The following is a 25,704-nucleotide window of genomic DNA, read 5'->3' on the forward strand; positions in this document are numbered from 1 at the left end:
GGATGACGCGGGCGGAAATGCTCGAACCCGCCGTAACCCACCCGACGCGCGAACGTACGATTACGCCGTGAGTGTCGCAACTGCAGTGCTGCTGATCGTGATCGGCGGCTTGATCGGATACCTCGTCGGAGGTGTGCTGATTCCGAGGCTGAGTTCACGGCACCGGGAACGGGCTGCAGAACAGACCGGGTTGACCATGTCGCAGGTCCTGGACCTGATCGTTCTGGCATCCGAGAGTGGCATCGCCGTTGTCGACGGTTATCACGACGTGGTGCTCTTCAACCCTCGCGCGGAAGAGTTGGGGCTGGTCAAGAATCGTCGCGTCGACGAGCGGGCGTGGCAGGCGGCTCTGAAAGTTCTCGAGACCGGCCAACCCGTCGAAGTAGATCTGACGGCAACAACCGCGCAACGGGGACGCGACAAGATCGCGGTCCGTGGGGTTGCGCGTTTGCTCAGTAAGGACGAGCGAAACTTCGTCGTCCTGTTTGCCGATGACGATTCCGAGCAGGTTCGGATGGAGGCGACGAGACGCGACTTCGTTGCGAACGTCAGCCACGAACTCAAGACCCCGGTCGGGGCCATGAGTTTGCTCGCGGAGGCGTTGCTCGAATCCGCGGACGATCCGGAATCGGTGCGGCACTTCGGTGAACGAGTACACAGCGAATCGATTCGCCTCGGCAAGATGGTTACGGAGCTGATCGCACTCTCGCGACTGCAGGGAGCGGAGAAACTTCCAGACCTCGATGTCGTGGACGTGGATACCGTTGTCTCCGAAGCATTGTCGCGATCGAGGCTATCGGCTGAAGCTGCGGAGATTACCGTCACCACCGATCATCCGAGTGGGCTGGAGGTGCTCGGCGATCAGACCCTGCTCGTCACCGCATTGTCCAACCTCATCGAGAATGCGATTGCCTACTCGCCCAAGGGCTCTCCGGTGTCGGTCAGTCGCTCGATGCGCGCCGGAAACGTCGCCATTGCCGTGACCGATCGCGGCGAGGGAATCGCAAAAGCCGACCAGGAACGCGTTTTCGAGAGATTCTTCCGCGTCGACAAAGCTCGATCGCGCCAGACCGGAGGCACCGGACTGGGACTCGCGATCGTCAAACATGTTGCGGCCAACCACAACGGCTCCATCGACGTATGGAGCAAACCAGGAACCGGGTCCACCTTCACCTTGCAGATACCAGCGCACGTGGAGGAGACCGACGACCTCGACGACGGCGACGCGGGAACCACCGGTTCCGGGCGAAGCGGTAGACGAGACTCAGGCAGTAAAGACACAGGCATGGAGGCCAAACGATGACGAGGGTGCTGATCGTGGAGGACGAGGAGTCGTTGGCGGATCCGCTGGCGTTCCTGCTCCGCAAGGAAGGGTTCGAGACCACCATCGTCAACGACGGTCCGTCGGCGTTGGCGGAGTTCGATCGTTCCGGCGCAGATATCGTCCTGCTGGACCTCATGCTGCCCGGTATGAGCGGTACCGACGTGTGCAAGGCATTGCGCACTCGTTCCGGTGTGCCCGTCATCATGGTGACGGCACGCGACAGCGAGATCGACAAGGTCGTCGGTCTGGAACTCGGTGCGGACGACTACGTGACCAAGCCGTATTCGGCCCGCGAACTCATCGCCCGCATCCGGGCCGTCCTGCGCCGCGGCATCGAGAACGAGGCAGACTTGGCTTCGGACAACGGTGTGCTCGAAGCCGGACCGGTCCGTATGGACGTCGAACGCCACGTCGTCCAGGTAGGTGGAAATCCGATCACGTTGCCGCTCAAGGAGTTCGATCTCCTCGAGTACCTGCTCCGCAACTCCGGGCGCGTGCTCACCCGCGGTCAGTTGATCGATCGCGTGTGGGGAGCGGACTACGTCGGCGACACCAAAACCCTTGACGTACACGTGAAGCGGCTGCGTTCCAAGATCGAGGCGGACCCGGCCAAGCCGGAACATCTCGTGACCGTGCGCGGCCTGGGATACAAGCTCGAAGCCTGAGAAACGTACAGACGAGTTCGGCCGCCCACGCACTGTGGGCGGCCGAACTCGTTTTCACGCCTGAGCTTTGTTCTGAGCGGTCGTGGTTGCCGGGTGGACCGCTATAAGCCCGAGCCCCGCCCGGCGCCTGCAGAGGCGAGCCAGCTCGTCGTAAACGGCCTTCCCGAGTAGCTCGGTCAGTTCGGGGGCGTACGACTGCCACACCTGCTTCTGGCCGATATGAGCGTCGGGTGACCCCGAGCAGTACCAGGACAGGTCGTCGCCGCCCTCACCCCAGCCGCGGCGGTCGTATTCCGTGATCGTGGTCTTGAGGATCTGTACCCCGTCCGGCCGGTCCACCCAGTCCTGGGTACGGCGGATCGGAAGCTGCCAGCACACGTCGGGCTTCACCTCGAGCGGCTCGATGCCCTTCCGCATCGCCATCGAGTGCAACGCGCAGCCGGGACCGCCCGCAAAATCCGGCCGGTTCTGGAAAATGCACGCACCCTTGTAGCGGCGGGTCCGCAGCGCAGGCTCGTCCTCGAGGTCGTCTTCCTCGACGTAGCCCTTCTTGCCGAGACCCTTCTCCATGAACTGCCAGTCCTCGGCTGTGAGCAGTTTCACTGACGCATCGAGCTTGTCCTGATCCTCCTGATCGGAGAGAAACGCGCCGTGTGAGCAACATCCGTCGTCTGGGCGGTCGCTGAGAATGCCCTGGCATGCCGGAGTGCCGAACACGCAGGTCCAGTGCGAGAGCAGCCACGTCATATCAGCGGCAATGAGGTGTTCGGAGTTGTCGGGGTCGACAAATTCGACCCACTCGCGAGGGAAATCGAGGTCGACCTCGGGGCTAGGAGTCATCTTGTGGGACCGGTCTGGGTTACCTGCTGTCACAAGGGCAGACCGTAGACCCAGTAACGTGGCGATGTGCGACTAGGGGTACTCGACGTCGGAAGCAACACCGTTCATCTACTGGTAGTGGACGCCCACCGTGGCGGCCACCCAACACCCATGAGCTCCACCAAGGCGACTTTGCGGCTGGCGGAAAACACCGACGACCGCGGAGATATCACCGTCGTCGGAGCCGATCGACTGGTCTCCACGGTCGGGGAATTCGCTGGTATCGCCAAGATGTCCGGATGTGAGGAAATGATGGCGTTTGCCACCTCCGCCGTGCGCGACGCCAACAATTCCGAAGCCGTGCTCGCCCGCGTGCGTGCCGAGACGGGCGTCGGACTCGAGGTGCTGTCCGGTGTCGACGAAGCCCGACTGACCTTTCTTGCCGTCCGCCGTTGGTACGGCTGGAGCGCCGGACGCATCCTGAACCTCGACATCGGTGGCGGTTCACTCGAACTCACCGCAGGCGGCGACGAGGATCCCGACGTCGCGTTCTCACTCCAACTCGGCGCAGGCCGACTCACGCGCGACTGGCTTCACGCCGACCCGCCCGGCAAGCGCCGCGTCGCCGTACTCCGCGACTGGTTGGACGCAGAACTGCTCGGACCAGCCAAGGAACTCCGCGCAGCCGGCGACTGGGACCGGACCGTCGGCACCTCGAAGACCTTCCGCTCCCTGGCCAGGCTCACCGGCGCGGCCCCATCAGCAGCCGGACCACGTGCCAAACGGACCCTGACAGCCAGCGGACTCAGGCAACTCATAGCCTTCATATCCAGGATGACGGCGTCGGACCGTGCAGAATTGGAAGGAGTGAGTGCAGATCGGTCACAGCAGATTGTGGCCGGCGCACTCATCGCAGAAGCAACCATGCGAGCGCTCGGAGTGGACGAACTCGAAATTTGTCCGTGGGCATTGCGCGAGGGTCTGATTCTGCGGAAGCTCGACACAGAAATGGGCGGTGAATTGGTGGTGAGTGCTTGATGGCCGAGGACAGTCAGCAGATTTCCGTAGCGGAACTGCTCAAGCGGAACGGTCAGACCGTCGAGTCCCGCGGTGGGCGTCGTCGTAGGGGCGTGGCCGGAGGTATCTCCGTAGCTGAGCTCACCGGCGAAATTCCGATCGTTCGGCCTGCCGGTTCACGTTCAGCAGCAGAATCGGACGCACCCCCGGAAGCGCCGGAAACCCAGCCTGACGAGATCAAGCCTGACGAGCCCAAGTCTGCTCAGCCCAGCCCGGCTCCTGTGACCGACGCCAAGCCGCCGGTCACCAGCGACGAGTCGGACGACACCAGGATCGACCTTCACAAGCCGATCTCCAAGAACGCGCCGGGTCAGTGGGTCAGCCGGGCACCCGTCACGCCGAAGAAGGCCGTGCCTCTCGCACCGACCCAGGCTGTTCCGGTTGTTCCCGCGCCGACCCAGGCTGTTCCGGTGGTTCCCGCGCCGACCCCAGCCAGGAAGTCGGTTCCGGCCGGGCCGCCGAAGGTGACGCAAGAGCCGGCGCTGCTGTCTGGTCAGACGTTGGCGGGTGACCTCATGCGGCAAAAACGCGAGGCTGACCAGAATCCGTCGATGCGTGGGCCGATCCTGCCTCCGCGAGTGGCGCCGAGCTCGGCTGACGCTGATGCCAGTGACGCTGATGTCAGTACCGAGATGATGGACTCGATCAGCGACGATCCCGCCGAGCCTGCCGCGGTAAACAAGACCGGTTCATCGGAATCCGCCACCGCAGCTCCGGAACGTGAGCCCGCTGCTTCCGAAGAGATTGCATCGACCGAACCTGCCGCCGCAGAAGACACCGGCGATCGGAACTCGATCCGTGAATGGGCGATCCTGGCCGGCCAGGTTGTTGTTGCGCTCATCATCGGCGGCGCGATGTTCAAGGGTTTCGAGAAGCTCTGGGACATGCTGCCGTGGGTGGCTCTGGTGCTCGCGCTGATCGTTATCGTCGGCTTGGTGGCGGTAGTTCGGGTTCTGCGGAAAACGGACGACATCACGAGTTTTGTGATTGCGGTCGTTGTCGGCATGATCGTGACCTTGGGTCCGCTGGCGTTCTTGTTGACCTCGGGTTGATCCGACGATGATCGCTGTGGGCTTGTCGACGGCATCGGTTTATCCCGAGAACACCGAAGCCGCATTCCGCTACGCGGCGGACTTGGGGTACGACGGCATCGAGTTGATGGTGTGGGCCGAGTCGGTCAGCCAGGATGTCGGTGGCGTTGCGGCGTTGGTCCGCAAGTACGGGATTCCGGTGCAGGCAGTTCATGCGCCGTGTCTGCTGATTTCGCAGCGGGTGTGGGGCGCCGATCCGATCGAGAAGCTCGAGCGGTCCGTCCGCACTGCGGAGACGTTGGGAGCCACCACCGTGGTGGTGCACCCGCCGTTTCGGTGGCAACGCAAGTACGCCGACGGCTTTGCCGATCAGGTCGTTGATCTGGAATCACGAAGCAGCGTCGTCGTAGCTGTGGAGAACATGTTCCCCATGCGTGCCGACAGCTTTTTCGGCGGCAAGGATCGCTCGGCCGAGCGGCTACGTAAGCGCGGTGGCCCGGGAGCGGCGTTGTCGGCGTTCAGTCCGTCGTACGATCCCACCGACTCCGATCATTCCCACTACACACTCGACTTGTCGCACACGGCTACGGCCGGCATGGACGCTTTCGAATTGGCGGCGAGAATGGGCAAGGGACTCCAGCATCTGCATCTCGCGGACGGGCGAGGCGCGTCGATGGACGAGCACCTGATTCCCGGCCACGGATCACAGCCCTGTGCCGAGATCTGCCGGCACCTGGCCGCAACAGGCTTCACCGGCCAGGCCGTCCTCGAGATCAATACCCAGAATGCGCGCACCCGGCGGGAGCGGTCCTCGATGCTGGCGCAGGCACTCGCGTTTGCACGCGAGCACCTGGCCCGGTGAGTTAGCTCCGGGCGTTCAGCGGTGCCCGGCAGACAGTGCTGCGTCGAACTGTGAGCGGACTTCCTCGATGTGGGAATCGAGGTCGTCGAGTTGCCAGTCAGCGGTGGAGATCGGGTCGAGAACCGAAACGTAGACCGGGCCAGGGTGGGCGACAAGGGAATTGCGCCACATGCGTTCACCGGCATTGTGGATCACGACCGGCACGATGGGAACGCCCGCTTGCATGGCCAGGTGGAACGCGCCCTTCTTGAATGCCCCGAGTTTTGGTGTGGCGGAACGGGTTCCCTCGGGTGCTATGACTATCGAGACGCCGTTCTTCAACTTGTCGACAGCCGGTTGCAATGCCGCCTTTGCCTTGGTGGTGTTGGATCGATCGATGTACGCGACGTCCAACAGTGCGCCGATCGGAATGAAGCGAGGATCGTTGGCAGCTTCCTTCTTCGCCACCCCCGTCACGTCGCGTTTGATGACGGTGCCCAGTACCAGCAGGTCCAGTGAGCTTTGATGATTGAACATGAAGACGGCGGGGCGGTGATCCCACACGTTGTGCTCACCGTCGATCTCGACGTCGATGCCCAGTAGTGACAGGGAGATGTCCGGGCCGTAGGTGCCCACGAGGTTGGCTCCCAGTTGCCGGTTGCCGGTGACCAATCCGGCAGACGCACCCACCATGGCCGTGGCGGCCAGCGCACCCATTGCGGTGGCGGTGCGCACCGTCGAGAGGGGAGTTGCGCCGCGTTGTGGTTTGCGCAGGGTGACGGACGGCCAGCCGTTTCGCCGTGCGACACTCGCCAGGGTGCGATCCGGATTCAGGGCGACGGGGCGGCCGACGGATTGGAGCATCGGGACATCTTCGGCACCATTGGAATACGCAAAAGCATTCCGCAGATCAGCGCCGAGCTTCTCGGCGTAGGTTGCGAGTGCGTCGGCCTTCGCGGGACCCCACAGCGCCGGCGACGACAGTTCGCCGGTGAGCATGCCGTCGATCACTTCGATTTCCGTGCACAGTACGTCTTCGATGTCGAGATCCGCGGCAACGCCGCGGGCCTGGAACGGCGTCGCCGATGTCGCCATCACGATGGTGTGACCGGCCTTTCGGTGAGCCGCGAGAATTCCGCGAGCGTCCGGGTAGATCATCGCGGCGATGTCCTGCTTGAACAGCCGCTCGCCCCAGTCGTTCAATTCTTCCTCGGTGCGGCCTGCAAGCGCGCGGACAGCGATGTCCATGAGGGCGCCGACGTCGGCACCGCGGAACTGGGTGTCGATGGCGGCGCCGGTGGTTCGCAACAGTTCACCGAGGCTGATATCGAAGCGCCGCAGTCGATCGCGGTAGACGACGCTGGCGGAGTACCCGCTGATGAGTGTGCCGTCCAGGTCGAACGCGGCAATGGTGTCGGGTCCGGATGGTGCCGCTTTGATCGCGGCATGCAGACGCTCGAGTCCGGTCACGGTCCTGCTTCCTCGTGGGGGGTTGGGTTGGGAGTCGTTGTGACACCGTAGGATCTGGTTGCCGCGTCGAGGCGGGAATGGGCGAGTTCGCGGATTCGACGCAACCGGTCGACCAGTACCCGGAGTTCTTCGGCAAAGACAATCCGACGCGCGGTGACTCCGTCGTCTTCGGCTTCCACGAGATTGCGATTGCGCGCCAAATTGAGTGCGGTGGCGAACAATTCGCCGGATACCGATTCGCTGCTGGCTATCTGCTGGCGGAGCCGGCGTTCGTGAGCAACGTCGATGCAGTTGCGGGTGAACGACTTTTCGTCGAAGGACTTCGATACCGGTGCGAGGACCAGTTGATCGGCCACCACCTGGTATGCCTCGAGGAACGGTTGCAGTACCCGGTGCGCCAGGTAGGGGCGAACGCCTTCGATGATGTGCGCTGTGCGGTTCGGGTCGGCGGTGACCGAGATCCAACTGGGGTCGATCAAGTCCAGTTCGGTGCGCATCTCTTCTTCGAAGGTGTCCCGGTCGCTGAAGAAGAACTCGAACTTCATCAGATCCCGAATGCGTTTGGCTTCGTTCCAGCCGTCGATGATCGGGTCGGTGAACTGCTCGTCCACCGCAGCCTGCAGGACAAGTTCCGCGATTGCTCGGACAACCAGGAAGTGAATGGTGTTGTTGCGGTAGAACGCTGCAACAAGCCCTTGATCCTTGCCTAGGTAGAAGACCTTCTCGCCGCCCTTGTCGAAGTGCATCAGCACGCCCGAGTCGACATGCGTCTGCAGTGCCTTCTCGATGACATGCGGATCGCCGAGTTCGACATCGCCGGCGAGCGGCAGTTTGCGGGCCGTGATGTATTCGAACAGCGGAGTCAGGATGAGGGTCAGTTCGGTGACGGTGAGCGCGCGATCCTCGATTCCGAGGAAGGGGAGCATCGCGAGAGAAGACACGGTAATCGGTGTTACCTCGTTGATGCGGTGGCACACCTCGATAGCGGCCTTCTGAATGGCCAGGCGCTGGTCTGGTTCTTGTCGAAGTGCTTCGGCAAAGGAGAGTGGCCGCCCGATCGTCACGTGCGCGACGCCTTCTCGCTTGCCCTGCGCGCGTACGTATCCGAACATCCAGCGCAGACCTTCAGGCTTCTTCTCGGCGCCGAGGGCCTCGGCGGCCATGGCACCGACTTCGTAGAGTTGGTCGTAGCTCAGCGCCACCGGGACCAGATAGACGTCGGAGGCGCCACTGACGTGAAAGGCCTTGGCCAGATACGTCATCAACCCGAAACGCGGCGGACGCAGCTTCCCGGTACGTCCACGGCCACCCTCGATGTACCACTCGAGATTGAATCGTTTGGTGAGCAGGTACCGCATGTACTCGTGCATCGACCATTTGTAGACCTCGTCGTCGCCGATACTGCGGCGGATGAAGACCGTGCCGCTGCGCTTGAGGATGGAGCCCATGGGCCAGAAACTGATGTTGAGTCCGCCCATCACGTGATTGAGCGGGAGTCCGTTGTTGATCAGTGCGGGGCGCAGCACCAGCGGATCGAGATAGGAGCGGTGGCTGGGTAGGAAGACAAGCGAATGTTCCTTGTTGAGCTCTCGTAGTTCTTCGAATCGGCTGGTGTCAACGTCGATCGTGTACGCGCGAGCAAAGTAGCGCCCCAAGCGATCCCACACCGCGATTGCCTGGCGACTCTGGGTGGCAACCATTTCTTCGAGGGCTTCGCGCGCACGCCGGTCCACTTCGGCGACGGCGATACCGAGGCGGTCGGCAAGGGCCATGGTCTCGGTGGTGAAGCGCCGGGTGTCGGTGATTTCGTCGACGACAAAGCGAGACACCTTGTATTGCCCGCCGATCAAGTCGAGTTCTGCTCGCTCGAGGGACAGGGCGGCCTGACGGCGGATGAACTCGGGCAGCGATCCGCCGCCGCTCTCGTCGAGACGGCGCGACAGGTCACTGAGCGGGGCGGGTTGACCCTCGATGACCCGGCACCGGTCGGGGTCGGTGCGCAGTGTGCGGCGCTGTGCGCTTCGTCCGGGGTGCAACGGATCTCGCGGGGCCAGTGCGTTGCGAAGGCGCCCGACCACATTCTGTTCGGTCTGGGTGCCCGGTAGCCACACCACTCGCAACGGCGCGAGCATCGGGTCATCGGTGCGGCGGGACAGTTCGCCGAGGGTGCGATCAGTGATCGCGACGGTGGTGGACGGCTGTGCCGTGCCACGAGCTCTGTCGGCCAACCACTTTCGGAGAACACCGGCTTCGGCTTCGGTCATCGGTTCGGTGAGGTAGACATTCTGTTGCGTCACGTCGGTGGTCATGACTCACACACCTTCCGCGGTGGTTCCGAGGGCCACGATCTCGTCGAGGCTGTCTTGGATGCACTGCACGAGTAATGCAGGTTTGGTGACGGCCGCGGTGTCGATATTGATTCCGATGCAGCAGATTCCGACGTGCGAGACGAGCGTTGCCATCACCGCGCAGCCAGGTGCCGGACCGAACGGGAACATCCGCTCGATCTTCGCGCCGGCAAGATAGACCGGGACGGGAACGCCGGCAACGTTGCTCGCTTGCAGATCCAGTCCCGTGGACTGGGAGAGATACCAGCTCGCGAGGAGCTGATTTGGTAGGCGAGCGAGGACGGGCGCAGCCAGGTCGATCGCGTCGAGCGCTGGTTCCTCGCGAAGGTTCAGGACGATTTCGCGGACCTGCCGGATTCGTTTGGCCGGGTCCGTTTCGGAGATCGGGCCGCTGAAGCGCACGGCGGCAAATCTGTTGCCGCCGGACGGATCCGAACCGGTGCGCATGCTGACGGGCATTCCCATGGGAATGCTCTGTACCGATTGGCCGAACGCGTCGTGGTAGCGACGGAATCCGCCGAGCAGCGCTGCGACGTACGCGTCGTTGAGTGAACCGCCGGCTGCTTTTGCGCCTGCTTTGAGTTCGGGCACACCAACTTCCAAGGTACCGAACCAGCGGCCGAGGCCTCGTTCGCGTAGTAGCGGAGAACCGGAACGAGCGGGCGGCGTGACAATTCGGCGCAACGAGTTGGCGTAATCCAAGACCTCGGTGGCAGTGCTGATCGGTTGCGTGATCGCGGTGGCCGCGATGTTGGTGGCGCCGCGGACGAGTCGTGCCACACGGGACGGCGCACGACGGATCTCGCCGACAACTTCTTCGCCGAAAGCGCCGATCGAGGACAGATGCTCTGCCGGCGGCGGAGTGCGATCAGGTTTGTTCGGTGTGGGATCAGCGCGTCTGCTGTGCAGGAGCGTCATCATCTGGATGCCGCCCATGCCGTCGGTGATGGAATGATGGGTCTTGACGACAAAGACGGCCCGGCCGTCGTCCAGTCCTTCGATGAGCAGTGCGCTCCACGGCGGTCGAGCTTTGTCGAACGGTTCGGTGGCGAGGTGCCGGCACATGCGCAGTGCGTGATCGAAATCTGCCGGAGCGGGGAGACGGACGCGCCGCAAGTGGTACCCGATGTCGAATTCGGGGTCTACCGACCACACCGGGTTGCCCAGGTTCAGGGCAGGGTCGACAGCGCGCATCCGGATGCGGGGTACGACGTGCGACGCCCATTCGACGGCCTCGAGGAGGCGATCCCAGTCGGGAGCCTGGTCGAGGACTTCTACCGCGACGATCGGTGAGCGCAATTGTGGTTGCGCTTCTTCCATCCGCCACATCCCGGTCTCGAAATCGGACATCGTCCGGTTCGCGCCCCACGCGACCGCAGAGAGGTCGACGTCGACCGCACTAGGAGGAACAAATGGATTGTTGTCGGCCATACTTCAAGAACTCCCTCGGTCTTCGGGTCCACCCCGTCGTTCTATCTACAAGTGTGGACCCGAGACCATCGGCGCGTCCCGGTTTCGGTGTCAGTGAACAGATGTGACGTTCGACTGACTCGGCCAATTCAGGCAGGGGCGACCGCGCCCACTGCGTTGAGTGCGATTTCTCGATAGAAGACACTGACCTCGTAAGGCGTCTGAGGACCGTCGGGCCGGAACCAGAGCGCCACCGATTGGCACATTCCCAGCATGGCGCGCCCGGTGCCGGCGATGTCGGTCACGGTGAACTCGCCCTGTTCGACACCGGCGGTGAGCACGTCGGCAAGAAGGTTCTCGAGGTGCTTTCGCTTGGCCGCATAGGCCTTTCGCTCTGCATCTTCGAGGTAGCGCAGTTCGGAATCGAGGAACGCGATGTCCGTTCGACTCGTCATGTGCAGGACACAGGCTTCGACGAGGTTTCCGAACTGTCGAGTAGGAGAGGGTCCGGCAGCGTCAACCGCCTCGCGCGCCCGGGCGGTGACCGCTTCGATGCCCGTCATCATCAAGGCCACGAGGATGCCCTGCTTGTTTTCGTGGTGGTAGTACAGCGTCGGAACGGTGACGCCGGCGCGTTTGGCGATGTCGCGGACGGAGGCGCCGTGGTACCCGAACTCGTGGAAGGTGGCCAGGGCCGCGGTGAGGAGCGGTGTGAGTGTCAACGGTTCCACGGTGCGCCACGCCTCGTCCGAGGCTGCCGAAGTTTTTCTTGCCATTGTGTCTGTGAGCTCCGCTCGACAATCGTGTCTTGGTATTCGCGTCTTTTAGTGTTCGCTAGAACGTCCGACGATAGTCCACGCAGGGGTCTGGATCAGGGGCGGAGTTCAGTTAGATAGTATCGGTATCTAATGCGAGAACGAAGAGAGCCATGAAGATTTCCGAACTGTCGGCCAGGTCCGGCGTGGCTCTGCCCACCGTGAAGTACTACCTGCGTGAGGGTCTGCTGATGGCGGGCGCACCCACCAGCGCGACCGGGGCGCAGTACGGCGACGACCACGTTCGTCGGCTCGGACTGATCAGAGCGCTCTCCGGGGCGGGCCTCTCCATTCCTCGTATTCGCGCGATTCTCGATCTGATCTCGGCGACGGACCTCACCGAATTCGAGCGGATCGGACGGGCCATCGCGCAGTTGCCACCTCACGTCGATCCTGATCCGGTACGCGAATTTCCGCGGGCGCGGAAGGTTCTGGAGTTTCTCGGACAGGTCTACGACCCGCGCTACGTCGCCGTCGCGCATCTCGAGCAAGCGCTGATCGGTCTCGAAGACGCAGGTCTGACATTGAGCGAGGAACGACTGCGCGCCTACGGCGAACACATTCGGGGAATCGCCGAGGTGGAAATCGATCTGATGCCCGTCGAGTCGACGGAGGAAGCAGTCCGGTACGCGGTCCTCGGGACAGCGATGTACGAACCCGTCCTGGCGGCGCTACGACGCCTGGCGCACCAAGACCTTGGATCAGGATCCACAAAGTTCACGCCACCGGCACAGCATGTGACAACCCAGATGAAGGAAAATTGATGAGCAGCAGCCCTTTTCGTGATCTGAACCGACTGGAATCGCTCGGCGACGGCCGCTTCCGCGCAACGATCGACCCCATCTGGACCATCGGTCCCAAGGTTCACGGCGGGTCCATGATGGCCGTGTGCGCGGCGGCTGCGAGAGCGGCACTGCGAGCCGCCGGTGCCGACAACAGTGGTGCCGACAACAGTGGTGCTGACGACAACGCCGTACGCGCAATGCAACCTATTGCCGTCAGCGCGAACTACCTTGCCGCGCCCGATCCTGGTGACGTCGATCTGGCAGTGACAGTGCAGAAGCAAGGGCGCCAGGTGTCGCTGGTCGACGTCGAGTTGAGTCAGGGGGGACGGATCGCCGTCCGTGCCGCAGTCACCCTCGGCATTCCCGACGGTGACGTGCCTGCCTTCGTGAGCGCCTCGTCGATCGACGACATGCCCGCAGAACCGTCGGAGCATGCCGCCGCAGTTGAGGGCGAGCATCCGATGGCGCAGATCGTGCATGTCGGTCAGGGGTGCGATATGCGCATCGATACGACGTCCGCGCACTTTCTCACCGGCGCTCAGGGAGAGCCGGAGGTCCGGATGTGGGTGCGCGCTCGGCCCGACGACGAAGCGGATGTCGACACCGCGGTGCTGTTCGCGATCATGGCCGGGGACATCAGCGCTCCGGTGACTATGAACCGTGGGCTTTTCGGATGGGCACCGACCGTGCAGTTGACGACGTACTTGCGCCGGCTGCCTGCGCCGGGCTGGCTGCGGGTTCGGGCGAGTTCGGATGTGTTGGGCAGCACGTGGTTCGAAGAGGACCACGACATCCTCGATTCCACCGGGGCAGTGGTAGTGCAGAGTAGGCAGCTGGCCATGATGCCCCGGTAATCCCGTTCGACGGTGTCGTGGCAGGCTTGACGGCATGACAAGAATTGCGATTATCGGTGGCGGCAAGATCGGCGAGGCGCTGATCTCCGGGTTGCTGCAAGCAGGCCATGCGATCAAGGATCTGGTTGTTGCCGAGCAGTATCAGCCGCGCGTTGACGAACTGATCGCCGAGTACTCCATCCGTGTCACCACGATCGAGGACGCGGCCGAGGGTGCTGACGTCATCGTGATCGCCGTCAAGCCGAACGACGTCGAGGCAGCTCTGACCGCGCTGTCGAAGGTGGATCTCGACGGTGACCTCGAACAGCTGATCGTCTCGCTCGCCGCGGGTATCCCGGTCGGGTTCTACGAAACGCGTCTGCCTGCGGGGTTCCCGGTGGTTCGGGTCATGCCGAACACTCCGATGCTGGTCGGTGAAGGTGTGAGCGTCCTGGCGCCTGGCCGGCACGTCAAGCCCGAGCACCTGGAATTGGTGCGCGGAATTCTGGGCAGCGTCGGCAAGGTCGTCACCGTGCCCGAATCGCAGATCGACGCTGTCACGGCGGTTTCCGGTTCCGGTCCGGCGTACATGTTCCTGGTGGCCGAGGCGATGATCGATGCCGGCGTCAGTCTCGGACTCACTCGCGCGGTGGCGTCGGAACTGGTTGTTCAGACGATGGTCGGATCGGCCGCGATGCTCGATCGCACCGGCGACACTGCCGGGGATCTTCGGGCTGCAGTGACCTCACCCGGTGGGACGACGGCCGCTGCCGTTCGCGAACTCGAGGCAGGCGGCATCCGGACCGCGTTCTACAACGCTCTCGACGCTGCAAAGGCGCGTTCCGTGGCCATGGGTGCGGCCGTCGAATAGTCGCCCATTACGCCACACCCGTCGCTTTAACCCCACAAGTACAGCTAAGCTCGGGTTAGTACGTACGTGTCTGTTCCGCCGGAGGGGAAGCCGGCGGCGCGAGTCGTACTGGAGGTATGTGGATTTATGGTGTCTGCAAACAAGCCGTCCATGGGTTCGTCCCACGACGGAAAACCGGCTGTGGCCGGAACACAATTCCTCACAGTTGCCGAAGTGGCAACGTTGATGAGGGTGTCGAAGATGACTGTGTACCGCTTGGTGCACAGCGGCGAACTGCCCGCTGTTCGAGTGGGACGTTCGTTCCGTGTACACGCGAAAGCCGTGCACGATTATCTCGAAACCTCGTACTTCGATGCAGGCTGACCAGCCAATGCTGGCCAGCCGATTCGGGAGGATGAGTTCGGCGTAAGCCCTGTCGCGGGCACAGCGGAAGCTGTGCCGGAGGCTCGGTTTATGTCGTGTGACTCCGCACCGGTACGATGATCAACTGTCGTACCAGCAAGCTGGTGTCGTAAGGCGCTGAGCTAGTTAAAACGAGGGCCAGGCGCCAGTTGCTTGGCGCAGGCGTACGTGACCGGCGTGCGCAGGAACGCTATAGAAGAACGTGAGGGACACCCGCTATGGGTTCAGTGATCAAGAAGCGTCGCAAGCGCATGTCCAAGAAGAAGCACCGCAAGTTGCTTCGTCGTACCCGAGTGCAGCGCAGGAAACTCGGTAAATAAGCAGTACTGTGCACTAAGCGTCGATGCCCGCCACTTCTTCGGAAGCGGCGGGCATCGCTGTCTGTTCGGGGTTATGGACACGCCGTCCCACTAGGTGGGAGATATGTCTTGATTGAGTGCGATGCGGGTAAACAGCGCGAGACCCCGACTGGCCGTATGGTGGGGGAAACTTGTCACAAAAGTGATTCGGGAACGCTCGTCCGTCCTGGATATGGGGGTACTTGGTGGTAGTTCGTGACACAGCAGCCGACGAAAAATCAGCAGGCGACACGAAATCGGACAATGTAGTTCCCCGCGTGGTTCTCGTAACCGGCACAAGCCGATTTCTGGGCGGTTATCTGGTAACCAGACTGGCGCAGAATCCGGCCATCGAGCGAGTGATCGCCGTTGACTCTGTGAGTCCGAGCAAAGACATGTTGCGCAGAATGGGCCGTGCCGAATTCGTGCGCGCCGACATCCGCAATCCTCTCATCGGCAAGGTCATCCGGGGCGCCGAAGTCGATACCGTCGTACACGCGTCGACCCTGCAGAAGGCCCCCAAATCGGGTTCGCGCGCAGCGATGAAGGACATGAACGTCATCGGCGCCATGCAGTTGTTCGCTGTGTGTCAGAAGGCCCCCACCGTTCGCAAAGTCGTGCTCCGATCCGCGTCGGTGGTGTACGGGTGCAGTGCCAAGGATCCGGCTCAGTTCACCGAGGAGATGAGCGCGCGTCGGCGCCCGCCAGGCGGGTACGCCCGAGACACCCTCGAAATCGAGGGGTATCTCCGCGGCATGGGACGTCGCCGGCCAGACATCGACGTCGCAATTCTGCGGCTTGCCCCGCTGATCGGACCCCAACTCACCGCGACGGTCGGGCACTACGTCAGCGCGCCGGTGGTTCCGACCATCGTCGGACGCAACGCGCGCCTGCAGTTGCTGCACGCCGAGGACGCGCTTGCCGCGCTCGAATGCGCCACCATCACCCCGGTGTCGGGTACGTACAACATCGCCGCAGACGGCGTCGTGATGATGTCGCAGGCCATCAGGCGAGCCGGACGCATCGAAGTTCCGATGCCATTGGCGCTGTTCCGGAGCGTCGGCAATGCCTTGGTCGGTTCGTCGATGCGGTTGTACACCGACGAACAACTCGAGTACTTCCGGTTCGGTTGCGGTCTGGACACCACACGCATGCGCAGCGAGATGGGGTTCGAGCCGAGGTGGACGACGATGCAAGCGCTCGACGACTTCGTCCGGGCCATGCAGACGCGGCGGATCATCGGGTCCGAGTGGATCGACCGGGCGGAGAAAACACTGACCGCAATCGTCGGCGGCAACGGAGCCAGTGCGTCGCCGAGCGCTGACGTGATGTCGATGATGACCCCGGACCGAGGTGTAGTGGAGCGATGAGTGACGTGGCAAAGGTAATTCCGTTGCGGCCGCACCCGGCCCGAAGTGAAGCCCGCTCGCGTGAATCGGTAACCGGCGCCGAGCGATTGGTGCGAGAGCAAAGCGAGCGCCGGCATCCGTCGAGTTCGACGTTGCCGCCCAAGACTCCCAATGACGGGTCGTTTGTCGACACCGTTCGCTCGGGACTTGTCGACCAGATCGCGTCGACGGCGGAGTTCCTGCGTCGCCGGATGGCCGGTGACTACGAGGTCGACGAGTTCGGGTTCGACCCGCACTTTTCGGACCACATCGTGATGCCGATGCTCCGGCCACTGTTCGAGAAGTGGTTTCGTGTCGAGGTCAGCGGAATCGAGAACATTCCCCTTACCGGCGGCGCGCTTGTGGTCGCAAATCATGCCGGCGTGATTCCGATCGACGGGTTGATGACGTCCGTTGCCGTCCACGATCACCACCCGGCGCACCGGCCACTGCGAATGTTGGCTGCGGACATGGCATTCGAGATGCCGCTGGTCGGTGGACTCGCACGCAAAGCCGGGCATACCCTGGCCTGCAACCCGGACGCCGAGCGGCTTCTGCGTGAGGGTGAAGTGGCGGCAGTGTTCCCCGAAGGGTTCAAGGGAATCGGGAAGCCGTTCAGCGAACGGTACAAGTTGCAGCGGTTCGGCCGCGGCGGATTCGTGTCGGCCGCAATGCGTACCGGAGTTCCGATCATCCCGTGCTCGATTGTCGGCTCGGAAGAGATCTACCCGAAATTCGGCGACCTGACGACGCTGTCGCGGTTGTTGGGCCTTCCCTATTTCCCGGTCACTCCGTTGTTTCCGCATCTGGGACCGCTCGGGCTGGTTCCGCTGCCGTCGAAATGGCACATCGAATTCGGAACGCCGATTGTCACCGACACGTACGACGCAGGGGCTGAAGAGGATCCGATGGTTCTCTTCGAAGTGACCGACCACGTGCGCGAGACTATCCAGCAGACGCTCTACCGGTTGCTGGCCAAGCGCCGCAATATTTTCCTCGGTTGAACGTACTAGGTCCGGATCGATTCGATCCGGACCTAGTACGTTCCGTCAGGCGCTCTGTTCTTTGCGACGCGCGAGGATGACCGCGAGTGCCCCGCTGATCGCCCCGAGCACCAGCGCGGTGGGAACTCCGATCTTGGCCGCTTTGCGGGCGGTGCGGAAATCACGCACTTCCCAGCCGCGGTTCTTCGCGAGTTCACGCAGATCGGCGTCGGGGTTGATAGCAACGGCGGTTCCGACCAGGGACAGCATCGGGACGTCGTTGTGAGAGTCGGAGTACGCGGAGCACCGCTTGAGGTTGAGTCCCTCACGAACCGCGAGGGTACGGACAGCATGCGCCTTGCCCATTCCGTGCAGGATGTCACCGACAAGACGGCCGGTGAAGACGCCGTCCTCGCTTTCCGCGACGGTACCCAAGGCTCCGGTCAGTCCCAGCTTCTCGGCAATGACCTGCGCGAGTTCGACGGGAGTGGCCGTCACCAGCCAGACCTGCTGGCCGGCGTCCAGGTGCATCTGAGCCAGCGCCCGGGTACCCGGCCAGATCTTGTCCGCGATCACCTCGTCGTAGATTTCCTCGCCGAGACGGGCAAGTTCGGCCGTGGACCGGCCCGCAACGAACGAGAGGGCCTTCTCACGGCCCTCGGCGACGTCGTCACTGCTCTCGCGTCCGGTGACCCGGAACTTGACCTGTTTCCAGGCGAAATCCACCAGGTCCGACGTCTTCAGGTACTTCCGGGCGGCCAACCCACGGGCGAAGTGAATGATGGACGCACCCTGAACCATGGTGTTGTCGACGTCGAAGAACGCCGCAGCAGTGAGGTCTCGAGGCACCGCCGGCACGGCGTCGTCGACCGTGGGCTCTTCTGGATGGGCGGCCGCGGTGAGCGCAAGCGCCGCGTCCACGCTGGCCTCGCCGGCGAGGTTGGCTCGAACTTCCGATTCGCTCGGTCCCAGCGGATTCTTGGCCCGGCGACGACCGGGGAGAATGACCCCGGCCAGCCCCGACCCGAATCCGGAACCGTTCGGTAGTGATCGCGCAGGCACCCGCACCTCCCGTGTTGCACCGTTGAGCAGAGAACTCTTGAAGTCAGCCTATCCTCCGCGGTGAGGCTCCAAGGTGTGGATGGCGATGAGTGTGCGTGTGTGTGACCTTCCTCTCGGGTGATTTGGTATCGAGGCGGGCGCAGAAGGCAGACTTGACCGACAAGTAGATGAACATCGCGCCTGAGGAAGGGTCCTTACTCGATGACTGTGAACGCCCATGAAGTGACCTTGTTGACCCGTGCAGGATGCGCCTCCTGTGTAGGCGCCGCGGAGGTGCTGGCGCGGGTCTGCAGCGAGTTCGAGCTTGAAGTGACGTGCATCGACGTGGACGAAGCCGCAGCGAGCGACCCCGAGTTGAGAGCCGAGTACGGCGATCGGCTACCGGTCATTCTTCTCGACGGGCGCGAGCACGGTTATTGGGAAGTCGACGAAGAGAGACTTCGAGCCGATTTACGCAAGTAAGGCAACGCTAAATATGGGGAAATCTGCCGCTCTGCAGGTTAAAGGCACATCGAACCCGTTCCAAGCAACTTTGTGCATGGGTTCACAAGCGGTTACCGTGGTGTGAACATTCCCCCCGGAGCATCGTGGAGGTCGACAACTGTGTCGGTCGGACGAGGAGCCAACGACGTGACCGAACCGCACCAGACGCACGAGCCACTGGCTCAGCGCGTCACCGGCGCTGCGGGCCGTCCTGTCGCTACTACTGCTGAGGTCGATTCCGCAACCACTCAGGATCGCGTCATCCCCCAGGCTACGGTGACCCGGTTGGCGGCATACCTGCGGGTCCTCGGAGTCATGTCCGACCGCGGTACGACCATCGTCTCCAGCGAAGAACTTGCCCAGGCATCAGGCGTCGGATCAGCGAAGTTACGCAAGGATCTGTCGTTCCTCGGCCCTAACGGTGTTCGCGGTGTCGGATACGACGTCACCAAACTCCGCATCCGCATCGAGCGTGCGCTCGGACTGGACCGCGGACACAAGGTCGTTCTTGTCGGCGTCGGAAACCTCGGAAAAGCACTGGTCGGTTACGGCGGTTTCAGTCGTCGTGGATTCGAGATGGTCGGACTTTTCGACAGCGATTCCGCTCGCGTCGGAACCCAGGTGGGGGATCTGACCGTGCGAGACACCGCCGAACTCGAATTCGCGTGCCGCGAACTGAAGGCCACCATCGGCGTCATCTCCACCCCGGACGAGGCCGCTCAGGAAGTGTGCGATCAGTTCGTTCGCGCCGGACTTCTCTGCATCATGAGTTTCTCGCCGATCGCGCTCGACGTTCCGGATCACGTGGAACTGCGACGCGTAGACCTGGCCGTGGAAATGCAGGTTCTTTCGTTCAACAGTGCACGCAACGCAGATCAGGCGTCTGGTGCACCAAGAGTGCGCGTCGCTCATGCGGCACCCGCTTCGTCCCGTCCCTCCACAAGTTCACCCGCTCCGGTCGGAGCAGGTTCGACAAGAAACGGATCAGTGATCGCGCCGTGAGTGTTTTGCTTGTCGGGGTTTCGCATAGAACTGCGCCCGTGCCGGTTCTCGAGCGAGTGGCGGTGACCGACACCGACCGTCCGAAGTTGATCGACAAGCTTCTGGCGTCGTCGCACATCACCGAGGCGATGATCGTCTCCACCTGCAATCGGGTAGAGGTCTACGCAGTCGTGGACGCATTCCACGGCGCTCTCACCGAGGTCGGCGAGATCCTCTCCGACCATTCAGGTCTGGACCTCACAGCCCTGCATGCCCACGCCTACGTGCGGTACAGCGAAGCTGCCGTCGAGCACCTCTTTGCCGTCGCGAGCGGCCTCGACTCGATGGTGATCGGCGAGCAGCAGATCCTCGGCCAGATTCGCACTGCCTACGCGTCGTCCGACGCGCAGCAGGCGGCAGGGCGAGTTGTGCACGAGCTTGCCCAGCAGGCGCTGCGGGTCGGCAAGCGGGTTCACTCCGAAACTGGGATCGATTCTGCCGGAGCATCAGTGGTATCAGTGGCGCTCGACCGCGCTGCCGGAATCCTCGGTGACGGTGGACTGGTCGGACGCACCGCAGTCGTGGTCGGCGCCGGAGCGATGGGCGGACTGTCGGTCGCGCATCTGACCCGCGCGGGAATCGATCGCATCATTGTCGTCAACCGCACCCGCGAGCGTGCCGAGCACCTGGCGGACACCGCTCGTTCCAACGGAGTCGTCGCCGAAGCTGTTGATTTCGAGCAGCTTTCAACGGTCATGGCTCAGGCGGACGTGTTGGTGACCTGTACCGGCGCGGTCGGGGCAGTAGTGACACTGGCCGATGCGCATCGCGCACTCGCCGAACCCGATCGCCACCCGAACAAGCATCTCGTCATCTGCGACCTCGGTCTGCCCCGCGATATCGATCCCGCAGTAGCGGGTCTGCCCGACGTCACCGTCCTGGACATGGAAGCGCTGCAACGCGATCCGGCTGCCGGCGCAGCCGCATCCGACGCCGATGCCGCACGCGCCATCGTCGCCGGTGAGCTGGCAATGTACCTCGCTGGTCAGCGACTCGCAGAAGTCACTCCCACGGTCACAGCCCTGCGCCAGCGCGCCGCAGACGTCGTCGAATCCGAACTGATGCGCCTCGATTCGCGGTTGCCCGATCTCGGTGATCCGCAACGTGACGAAGTCGCCCGCACCGTGCGACGCGTCGTCGACAAACTGCTCCACGCACCCACCGTGCGCGTCAAGCAACTGGCGTCGGCGCCGGGCGGAGACTCCTACGCGGCGGCATTGCGTGAACTATTCGAACTCAGCCCGGCATTGCCTGCGGCAGTGGCCGCACCCACCGACCGGGTGGACGGCGATCGCGCCGGAAGGGACAACCAGGCATGAGCGCCACAGCATCGCACTCCGAATCACTGCACTCCGAAGGCACTCTGCGGATCGGTACTCGGGGAAGCCTTCTCGCCACCACACAAGCCGGAACCGTGCGCGACGCACTCATCGCGGCTGGGCATCCGGCTGAACTGGTCATCATCAAGACCAAGGGTGATCAGTCCACCGATCCCGTGCAGAAGATCGGCGTCGGCGTGTTCACGGCGGAGCTCCGAGAAGCGTTGGCGGACAACCGCGTCGACGTTGCCGTGCATTCGTACAAGGATCTGCCCACCGCGCAGGACGAGCGTTTCGTGATCGCGGCGATCCCGCCTCGCGAAGATCCGCGTGACGCGCTGGTGGCCCGCGACGGCCTGGTGCTCGGTGAACTTCCGGCCGGGTCCAAGGTCGGTACCTCAGCGCCGCGACGTGTTTCGCAGCTCTCCGCCCTCGGTCTCGGTCTCGACATCGTGCCGTTGCGCGGAAATCTGCAGCGCAGGCTGGGCAAGGTCGAATCCGGTGAACTCGATGCTGTGATCCTTGCTCGCGCCGGCTTGTCTCGCATCGGTCTCCTTGATCTCATCACCGAGAACATCGAGCCCGTTCAGATGTTGCCGGCGCCGGCGCAGGGCGCGCTGGCCGTCGAATGTCTCTCTGCCAATGAAGAATTGGTGGCGATACTCGCAGAGCTCGACCATGCGGACACTCGTGCGGCGGTCATCGCCGAACGTGCTCTGCTGGCCGAACTCGAAGCGGGATGTACTGCCCCCGTAGGGGCACTCGCCGAAGTTGTCGAATCGATCGACGACAACGGCAGAATTTTCGACGAACTGTCGATCCGCGGCTGCGCAGCCGCATTCGACGGTTCGGACGTCATCCGTACCGGCGCAGTCGGTGCGCCGGGCAACGCCGAGGAACTCGGCAGAGCGGTGGCCCGAGAGTTACTCGAACTCGGCGCCCGAGAGTTGATGAACGTGACCACAGGCGAGGCCGCCGATGTTTGACACAACCTATTGCACTTGCACCAAGTTCCCATTTCGATACAGCGCACTGGAGAATCACCGATGACCCGAGTCCGAAAGAACACTCCCGGACGGATCCTGTTCGTGGGATCGGGACCGGGCGACCCCGCCCTGCTCACCGTTCGCGCACGTGACGTCCTCACCGGCGCAGCCTTGGCATTCACCGATCCTGATGTGGACAAGGGCGTCGTCGCTCTCGTGGGCATCGACATGGGTCGCGACGAGGAAACCGGCGAACTGATCGCCGACGTGCGTCCCGCGCTCGGGGAACCGGCCGAGGTCGCCAAAACCCTTGTGCACGAAGCCAAGAACGGCCACGACGTCGTTCGTCTCGTATCGGGTGATCCGCTGACCACGGATTCCGTGATCGCCGAGGTCACCGCAGTCGCACGTACCCAGGTTCAGTTCGAGGTCCTGCCAGGACTGCCCTCCGGCTCAGCTGTTCCCAGCTACGCCGGTATGGCACTGGGTTCGGGACACACCGAAGCCGACGTGCGCGGCGAGGTCGACTGGGCCGCACTGGCCGCAGCACCGGGACCGCTGGTACTGCACGCAACGTCCGGACACCTCGCCGAGACCGCCAGCGCGCTGGTCGAGAACGGCATGGCTCCGCAGACCCCGGCAGCGATCACCGTGCGCGGCACCACCCGGCAGCAGCGCACCGTCGAAGCAACGCTGGCGACGCTCAACGAGGCCGGTTCCGAACTGGTCGGCTCTCTGGTCATCACCGTCGGCAAGGTTGTGAGCCAGCGGAACAAGATGTCGTGGTGGGAATCACGCGCACTGTACGGCTGGACCGTCCTCGTGCCGCGCACCAAGGATCAGGCCGGCGAGATGAGTGACCGTCTGGTCACCCACGGCGCCATCCCGATCGAGGTTCCGACCATCGCCGTCGAACCGCCGCGCAGCCCCGCTCAGATGGAACGTTCCGTCAAGGGTCTCGTCGACGGTCGCTACCAGTGGGTCGTCTTCACGTCCACGAATGCTGTTCGCGCAGTGTGGGAGAAGTTCGAAGAGTTCGGCCTCGATGCCCGCGCCTTCTCCGGCGTGAAGATCGCCTGCATCGGCGAAGCCACCGCGGCCAAGGTCCGCTCGTTCGGTATCAACCCCGAACTGGTACCGAAGGGTGATCAGTCCAGCGAAGGGCTGCTGGCCGAATTCGCGCCGTACGACGACGTTTTCGACCCGGTCAACCGAGTTCTGTTGCCCCGCGCCGACATCGCGACCGAAACTCTCGCCGAGGGCCTGCGTGAACGTGGCTGGGAAATCGACGACGTCACCGCGTACCGCACGGTGCGTGCCGCTCCGCCGGCCGCCGAGACCCGCGAGATGATCAAGACCGGTGGCTTCGACGCCGTGTGCTTCACGTCGTCCTCGACGGTGCGCAACCTCGTCGGCATCGCCGGCAAGCCGCACGCTCGCACTCTGGTGGCGTGCATCGGCCCGAAGACCGCCGAAACCGCTATCGAGTTCGGACTGCGCGTCGACGTACAGCCTGAAACCTCACAGGTGGGACCGCTGGTCGAGGCACTGGCAGAGCATGCTGCTCGCCTGCGCGCCGAGGGTGCATTGCCTCCTCCGCGCAAGAAGTCCCGTAGGCGCTAACCCGCTTGTGCGCCTTTATCAACCCCCCGCGGTTGATAAAGGCGCACAGCAAGGTCCGACGAAGGAGAACCCGTCTCGTGTTTCCCACCCATCGTCCGCGCCGACTCCGGCGAACCCCGGCGCTTCGGCGGCTGGTAGCGGAGACGACACTCGAACCGCGGCACCTCGTGCTGCCGATGTTCGTTGCAGACGGGATCGCCGCCCCGCGTGAGATCTCCTCCATGCCCGGCGTGTACCAGCACACTCTTGACTCGTTGCGCGCAGCGGCCACCGAGGCGGTGAGCGCAGGCGTCGGCGGTCTGATGCTGTTCGGTGTGCCCAAGGCGGAGGACAAGGACGCCCAGGGATCGGGTGCCATCGACCCCGACGGAATTCTCAACGTCGGATTGCGCGCTCTCGCAGACGAACTCGGTGATTCGACGGTCATCATGGCCGACACGTGCCTCGACGAGTTCACCGATCACGGACACTGTGGCGTACTGACACCGACCGGCACCGTCGACAACGACGCAACGTTGCTTCGATATGTCGAGATGGCGTTGGCTCAAGCCGATTCGGGTGCGCATCTCCTCGGGCCGAGCGGAATGATGGACGGCCAGGTCGGGGCGATTCGCGGCGCACTCGACGCTGCGGGGTACACCGAGGTGGGCCAGTTGGCGTACGCGGCGAAGTACGCGTCGGCGTTCTACGGGCCGTTCCGTGAAGCTGTCGGATCCTCGCTACAAGGGGACCGTCGTACTTATCAGCAGGACGGCGCGAACCGTCGTGAGTCGTTGCGCGAAGTCGATCTCGACATTGCCGAGGGCGCGGACATGGTGATGGTGAAGCCCGCCATGTCGTATCTCGACATCCTGCGCGAGACCGCGGACCGTTCGCCGGTGCCGGTAGCCGCGTATCAGATCTCGGGGGAGTACTCGATGATCACGGCGGCGGCGCAGAACGGGTGGATCGATCGTGACGCCGCAATTCTCGAATCACTGACCAGCATCAGGCGGGCCGGGGCCGACGTCGTTCTCACATACTGGGCGTCCGAGGTCGCCGGTTGGCTGTGAGCTCGAACCAAGCCTGATGATCATCAAGTCCCGGACAGATAGGCTGTCACTATGACCGAGCCGTGGCAGCCCCCTCGCCAGGAACCGCCGTACGACAACCAACCCTCGTACGACAACCAGCAGTATCAGAACCAGCAGTTCCAGAATCAGTTCCATCCGCTCGGACCGATGCCGACCAATCCGTCGTCGCATCCCTCGGGCAAGCAGAAGTCCGAACCGCCGACCGATGTGGTGACGGCGATTCAGCTGTGCTGGGCAGTGGCTGTACTCGGTGTGGTGCAGGGCGGCGCGATGATCGCGATGATGCTCGGTCAGAAGTCGTCGTTCATCGACGAGATGATGAGCAATCCGGCCGCCGCCGACGCGGGTCTCACGCGCTCGGACATCGAGAGTGTCTTCCCGATGGCCGTGGTGGTGTCGGTGATCATGATCGTTATCTTCACCGCGCTCTTCTTGTTGGTGGTCCGATCGATGAGTCGCGGCAAGAACTGGGCGCGCATGTTGCTGACCTTTGGCGGGGTCTTCATGCTGGTCTCCGCGATTCCGGTGATTCTCGGTCTCGGCGGGGGCGGTGACGGCGCGACACTGTTGTTCGGTGGAGCGCAGATCCTGCAGGCCGTCGCGGCGGTCGGTGCCATCGTGATGATGCATCGCAAGGACTCGAATCCGTACTTCCTGAGGTTCCCCCCGTCGACTCGGTGAACATCAGGCGGGTACTGTGAATCAGGTCACGACGGT

The 25,704-nt window shown here is 63.3% G+C and carries 25 protein-coding genes; 19 read left to right on the forward strand and 6 right to left on the reverse strand.

Annotated features, from left to right (window positions below; translation table 11 throughout):
• The first annotated feature begins 67 nt into the window (after positions 1 to 67).
• Positions 68 to 1,303 carry a sensor histidine kinase gene (locus ACFRFQ_RS03330; protein WP_378653036.1) on the forward strand — a complete coding sequence of 412 codons (1,236 nt, stop codon included), beginning with the start codon at positions 68 to 70 and terminating at the stop codon, positions 1,301 to 1,303.
• The gene (locus ACFRFQ_RS03335) at positions 1,300 to 1,989 is read left to right on the forward strand and encodes a response regulator transcription factor (protein WP_138869777.1); all 690 of its coding nucleotides are present in this window, start codon (positions 1,300 to 1,302) and stop codon (positions 1,987 to 1,989) included. Before ACFRFQ_RS03330 ends, ACFRFQ_RS03335 begins: the two co-directional genes overlap by 4 nt.
• Positions 1,990 to 2,043: 54 nt before the next feature.
• Here ACFRFQ_RS03335 and ACFRFQ_RS03340 read toward each other — a convergent pair whose 3' ends face one another.
• On the reverse strand, positions 2,044 to 2,829 hold the full coding sequence (locus ACFRFQ_RS03340; protein ID WP_378653039.1) for a hypothetical protein: 786 nt from the start codon (positions 2,827 to 2,829) through the stop codon (positions 2,044 to 2,046).
• Positions 2,830 to 2,895: 66 nt separating this feature from the next.
• Between ACFRFQ_RS03340 and ACFRFQ_RS03345 the strand changes: the two genes are divergently transcribed.
• Genes ACFRFQ_RS03345 through ACFRFQ_RS03355 form a run of 3 tightly spaced genes read left to right on the forward strand, consistent with a single transcriptional unit; the run spans position 2,896 to position 5,778 of the window.
• Positions 2,896 to 3,846, forward strand: coding sequence for a hypothetical protein (locus tag ACFRFQ_RS03345; RefSeq protein ID WP_378653041.1), 951 nt, complete (start codon positions 2,896 to 2,898; stop codon positions 3,844 to 3,846).
• Positions 3,846 to 4,937: a hypothetical protein gene (locus tag ACFRFQ_RS03350; protein WP_378653044.1), complete on the forward strand. Its 1,092-nt coding sequence runs from the start codon at positions 3,846 to 3,848 to the stop codon at positions 4,935 to 4,937. The genes ACFRFQ_RS03345 and ACFRFQ_RS03350 overlap by 1 nt, the downstream gene beginning before the upstream one ends.
• Positions 4,938 to 4,944: 7 nt before the next feature.
• The gene (locus tag ACFRFQ_RS03355; RefSeq protein WP_138869773.1) at positions 4,945 to 5,778 is read left to right on the forward strand and encodes a sugar phosphate isomerase/epimerase; all 834 of its coding nucleotides are present in this window, start codon (positions 4,945 to 4,947) and stop codon (positions 5,776 to 5,778) included.
• Between the two features lie 15 nt (positions 5,779 to 5,793).
• Here the strand turns inward: ACFRFQ_RS03355 and ACFRFQ_RS03360 are convergent, their stop codons facing one another.
• The 4 genes from ACFRFQ_RS03360 to ACFRFQ_RS03375 all read right to left on the reverse strand — a co-directional run bounded on the left by ACFRFQ_RS03360 (position 5,794) and on the right by ACFRFQ_RS03375 (position 11,761).
• Complete coding sequence (locus ACFRFQ_RS03360) at positions 5,794 to 7,227, reverse strand: HAD-IB family hydrolase (protein WP_378653048.1); 1,434 nt, start codon at positions 7,225 to 7,227, stop codon at positions 5,794 to 5,796.
• Positions 7,224 to 9,536 (reverse strand): glycerol-3-phosphate 1-O-acyltransferase, encoded by a 2,313-nt coding sequence (locus tag ACFRFQ_RS03365; protein WP_378653050.1) that lies wholly within the window; start codon positions 9,534 to 9,536, stop codon positions 7,224 to 7,226. The genes ACFRFQ_RS03360 and ACFRFQ_RS03365 overlap by 4 nt, the downstream gene beginning before the upstream one ends.
• A gap of 3 nt (positions 9,537 to 9,539) precedes the next feature.
• On the reverse strand, positions 9,540 to 11,006 hold the full coding sequence (locus ACFRFQ_RS03370) for a wax ester/triacylglycerol synthase domain-containing protein (protein WP_378653052.1): 1,467 nt from the start codon (positions 11,004 to 11,006) through the stop codon (positions 9,540 to 9,542).
• Positions 11,007 to 11,134: 128 nt separating this feature from the next.
• A complete protein-coding gene (locus ACFRFQ_RS03375; RefSeq protein ID WP_378653055.1) occupies positions 11,135 to 11,761 on the reverse strand; it encodes a TetR/AcrR family transcriptional regulator in 627 nt (208 codons plus the stop codon).
• A gap of 152 nt (positions 11,762 to 11,913) precedes the next feature.
• On the opposite strand from ACFRFQ_RS03375, the gene ACFRFQ_RS03380 reads away from it, so the two are divergent.
• From ACFRFQ_RS03380 to ACFRFQ_RS03410, 7 genes are all read left to right on the forward strand, one after another.
• Positions 11,914 to 12,564 carry a MerR family transcriptional regulator gene (locus tag ACFRFQ_RS03380; protein WP_378653057.1) on the forward strand — a complete coding sequence of 217 codons (651 nt, stop codon included), beginning with the start codon at positions 11,914 to 11,916 and terminating at the stop codon, positions 12,562 to 12,564.
• Positions 12,564 to 13,439 (forward strand): thioesterase family protein, encoded by an 876-nt coding sequence (locus ACFRFQ_RS03385; protein ID WP_378653059.1) that lies wholly within the window; start codon positions 12,564 to 12,566, stop codon positions 13,437 to 13,439. The genes ACFRFQ_RS03380 and ACFRFQ_RS03385 overlap by 1 nt, the downstream gene beginning before the upstream one ends.
• A 34-nt stretch (positions 13,440 to 13,473) precedes the next feature.
• Positions 13,474 to 14,289: a pyrroline-5-carboxylate reductase gene (proC, locus tag ACFRFQ_RS03390; RefSeq protein ID WP_378653062.1), complete on the forward strand. Its 816-nt coding sequence runs from the start codon at positions 13,474 to 13,476 to the stop codon at positions 14,287 to 14,289.
• Between the two features lie 126 nt (positions 14,290 to 14,415).
• On the forward strand, positions 14,416 to 14,652 hold the full coding sequence (locus ACFRFQ_RS03395; protein WP_003941845.1) for a helix-turn-helix domain-containing protein: 237 nt from the start codon (positions 14,416 to 14,418) through the stop codon (positions 14,650 to 14,652).
• A 257-nt stretch (positions 14,653 to 14,909) separates the two neighbouring features.
• The gene (locus ACFRFQ_RS03400) at positions 14,910 to 15,011 is read left to right on the forward strand and encodes a 30S ribosomal protein bS22 (RefSeq protein WP_003402602.1); all 102 of its coding nucleotides are present in this window, start codon (positions 14,910 to 14,912) and stop codon (positions 15,009 to 15,011) included.
• Between the two features lie 296 nt (positions 15,012 to 15,307).
• Positions 15,308 to 16,399: an NAD-dependent epimerase/dehydratase family protein gene (locus ACFRFQ_RS03405; protein ID WP_378653064.1), complete on the forward strand. Its 1,092-nt coding sequence runs from the start codon at positions 15,308 to 15,310 to the stop codon at positions 16,397 to 16,399.
• Positions 16,396 to 17,421 (forward strand): lysophospholipid acyltransferase family protein, encoded by a 1,026-nt coding sequence (locus ACFRFQ_RS03410; RefSeq protein WP_378653067.1) that lies wholly within the window; start codon positions 16,396 to 16,398, stop codon positions 17,419 to 17,421. Before ACFRFQ_RS03405 ends, ACFRFQ_RS03410 begins: the two co-directional genes overlap by 4 nt.
• 45 nt (positions 17,422 to 17,466) lie before the next feature.
• Here the strand turns inward: ACFRFQ_RS03410 and ACFRFQ_RS03415 are convergent, their stop codons facing one another.
• Entirely contained in the window at positions 17,467 to 18,462 is a 996-nt protein-coding gene (locus tag ACFRFQ_RS03415) for an HAD family hydrolase (protein ID WP_378653069.1), read from the reverse strand.
• 201 nt (positions 18,463 to 18,663) lie between these two features.
• Here ACFRFQ_RS03415 and ACFRFQ_RS03420 point away from each other — a divergent pair, with 201 nt between their 5' ends.
• The 7 genes from ACFRFQ_RS03420 to ACFRFQ_RS03450 all read left to right on the forward strand — a co-directional run bounded on the left by ACFRFQ_RS03420 (position 18,664) and on the right by ACFRFQ_RS03450 (position 25,668).
• Positions 18,664 to 18,924 (forward strand): glutaredoxin family protein, encoded by a 261-nt coding sequence (locus ACFRFQ_RS03420; RefSeq protein WP_378653072.1) that lies wholly within the window; start codon positions 18,664 to 18,666, stop codon positions 18,922 to 18,924.
• Positions 18,925 to 19,065: 141 nt separating this feature from the next.
• A complete protein-coding gene (locus ACFRFQ_RS03425) occupies positions 19,066 to 19,947 on the forward strand; it encodes a redox-sensing transcriptional repressor Rex (RefSeq protein ID WP_378653074.1) in 882 nt (293 codons plus the stop codon).
• Complete coding sequence (locus ACFRFQ_RS03430) at positions 19,944 to 21,305, forward strand: glutamyl-tRNA reductase (RefSeq protein WP_378653077.1); 1,362 nt, start codon at positions 19,944 to 19,946, stop codon at positions 21,303 to 21,305. The genes ACFRFQ_RS03425 and ACFRFQ_RS03430 overlap by 4 nt, the downstream gene beginning before the upstream one ends.
• Positions 21,302 to 22,291 carry a hydroxymethylbilane synthase gene (gene hemC, locus ACFRFQ_RS03435; RefSeq protein ID WP_378653079.1) on the forward strand — a complete coding sequence of 330 codons (990 nt, stop codon included), beginning with the start codon at positions 21,302 to 21,304 and terminating at the stop codon, positions 22,289 to 22,291. The genes ACFRFQ_RS03430 and hemC overlap by 4 nt, the downstream gene beginning before the upstream one ends.
• 60 nt (positions 22,292 to 22,351) lie before the next feature.
• On the forward strand, positions 22,352 to 23,914 hold the full coding sequence (locus ACFRFQ_RS03440) for a bifunctional uroporphyrinogen-III C-methyltransferase/uroporphyrinogen-III synthase (protein ID WP_138869760.1): 1,563 nt from the start codon (positions 22,352 to 22,354) through the stop codon (positions 23,912 to 23,914).
• 77 nt (positions 23,915 to 23,991) lie between these two features.
• Positions 23,992 to 24,966, forward strand: a complete 975-nt coding sequence (gene hemB / locus ACFRFQ_RS03445; RefSeq protein WP_378653082.1) for a porphobilinogen synthase — start codon at positions 23,992 to 23,994, stop codon at positions 24,964 to 24,966.
• A gap of 51 nt (positions 24,967 to 25,017) precedes the next feature.
• Positions 25,018 to 25,668 (forward strand): hypothetical protein, encoded by a 651-nt coding sequence (locus tag ACFRFQ_RS03450; RefSeq protein WP_378653084.1) that lies wholly within the window; start codon positions 25,018 to 25,020, stop codon positions 25,666 to 25,668.
• Positions 25,669 to 25,704: the final 36 nt, after the last annotated feature.

This window comes from Rhodococcus sp. NPDC056743, assembly GCF_042790355.1.
Classification (GTDB): Bacteria; Actinomycetota; Actinomycetes; order Mycobacteriales; family Mycobacteriaceae; genus Rhodococcus_F.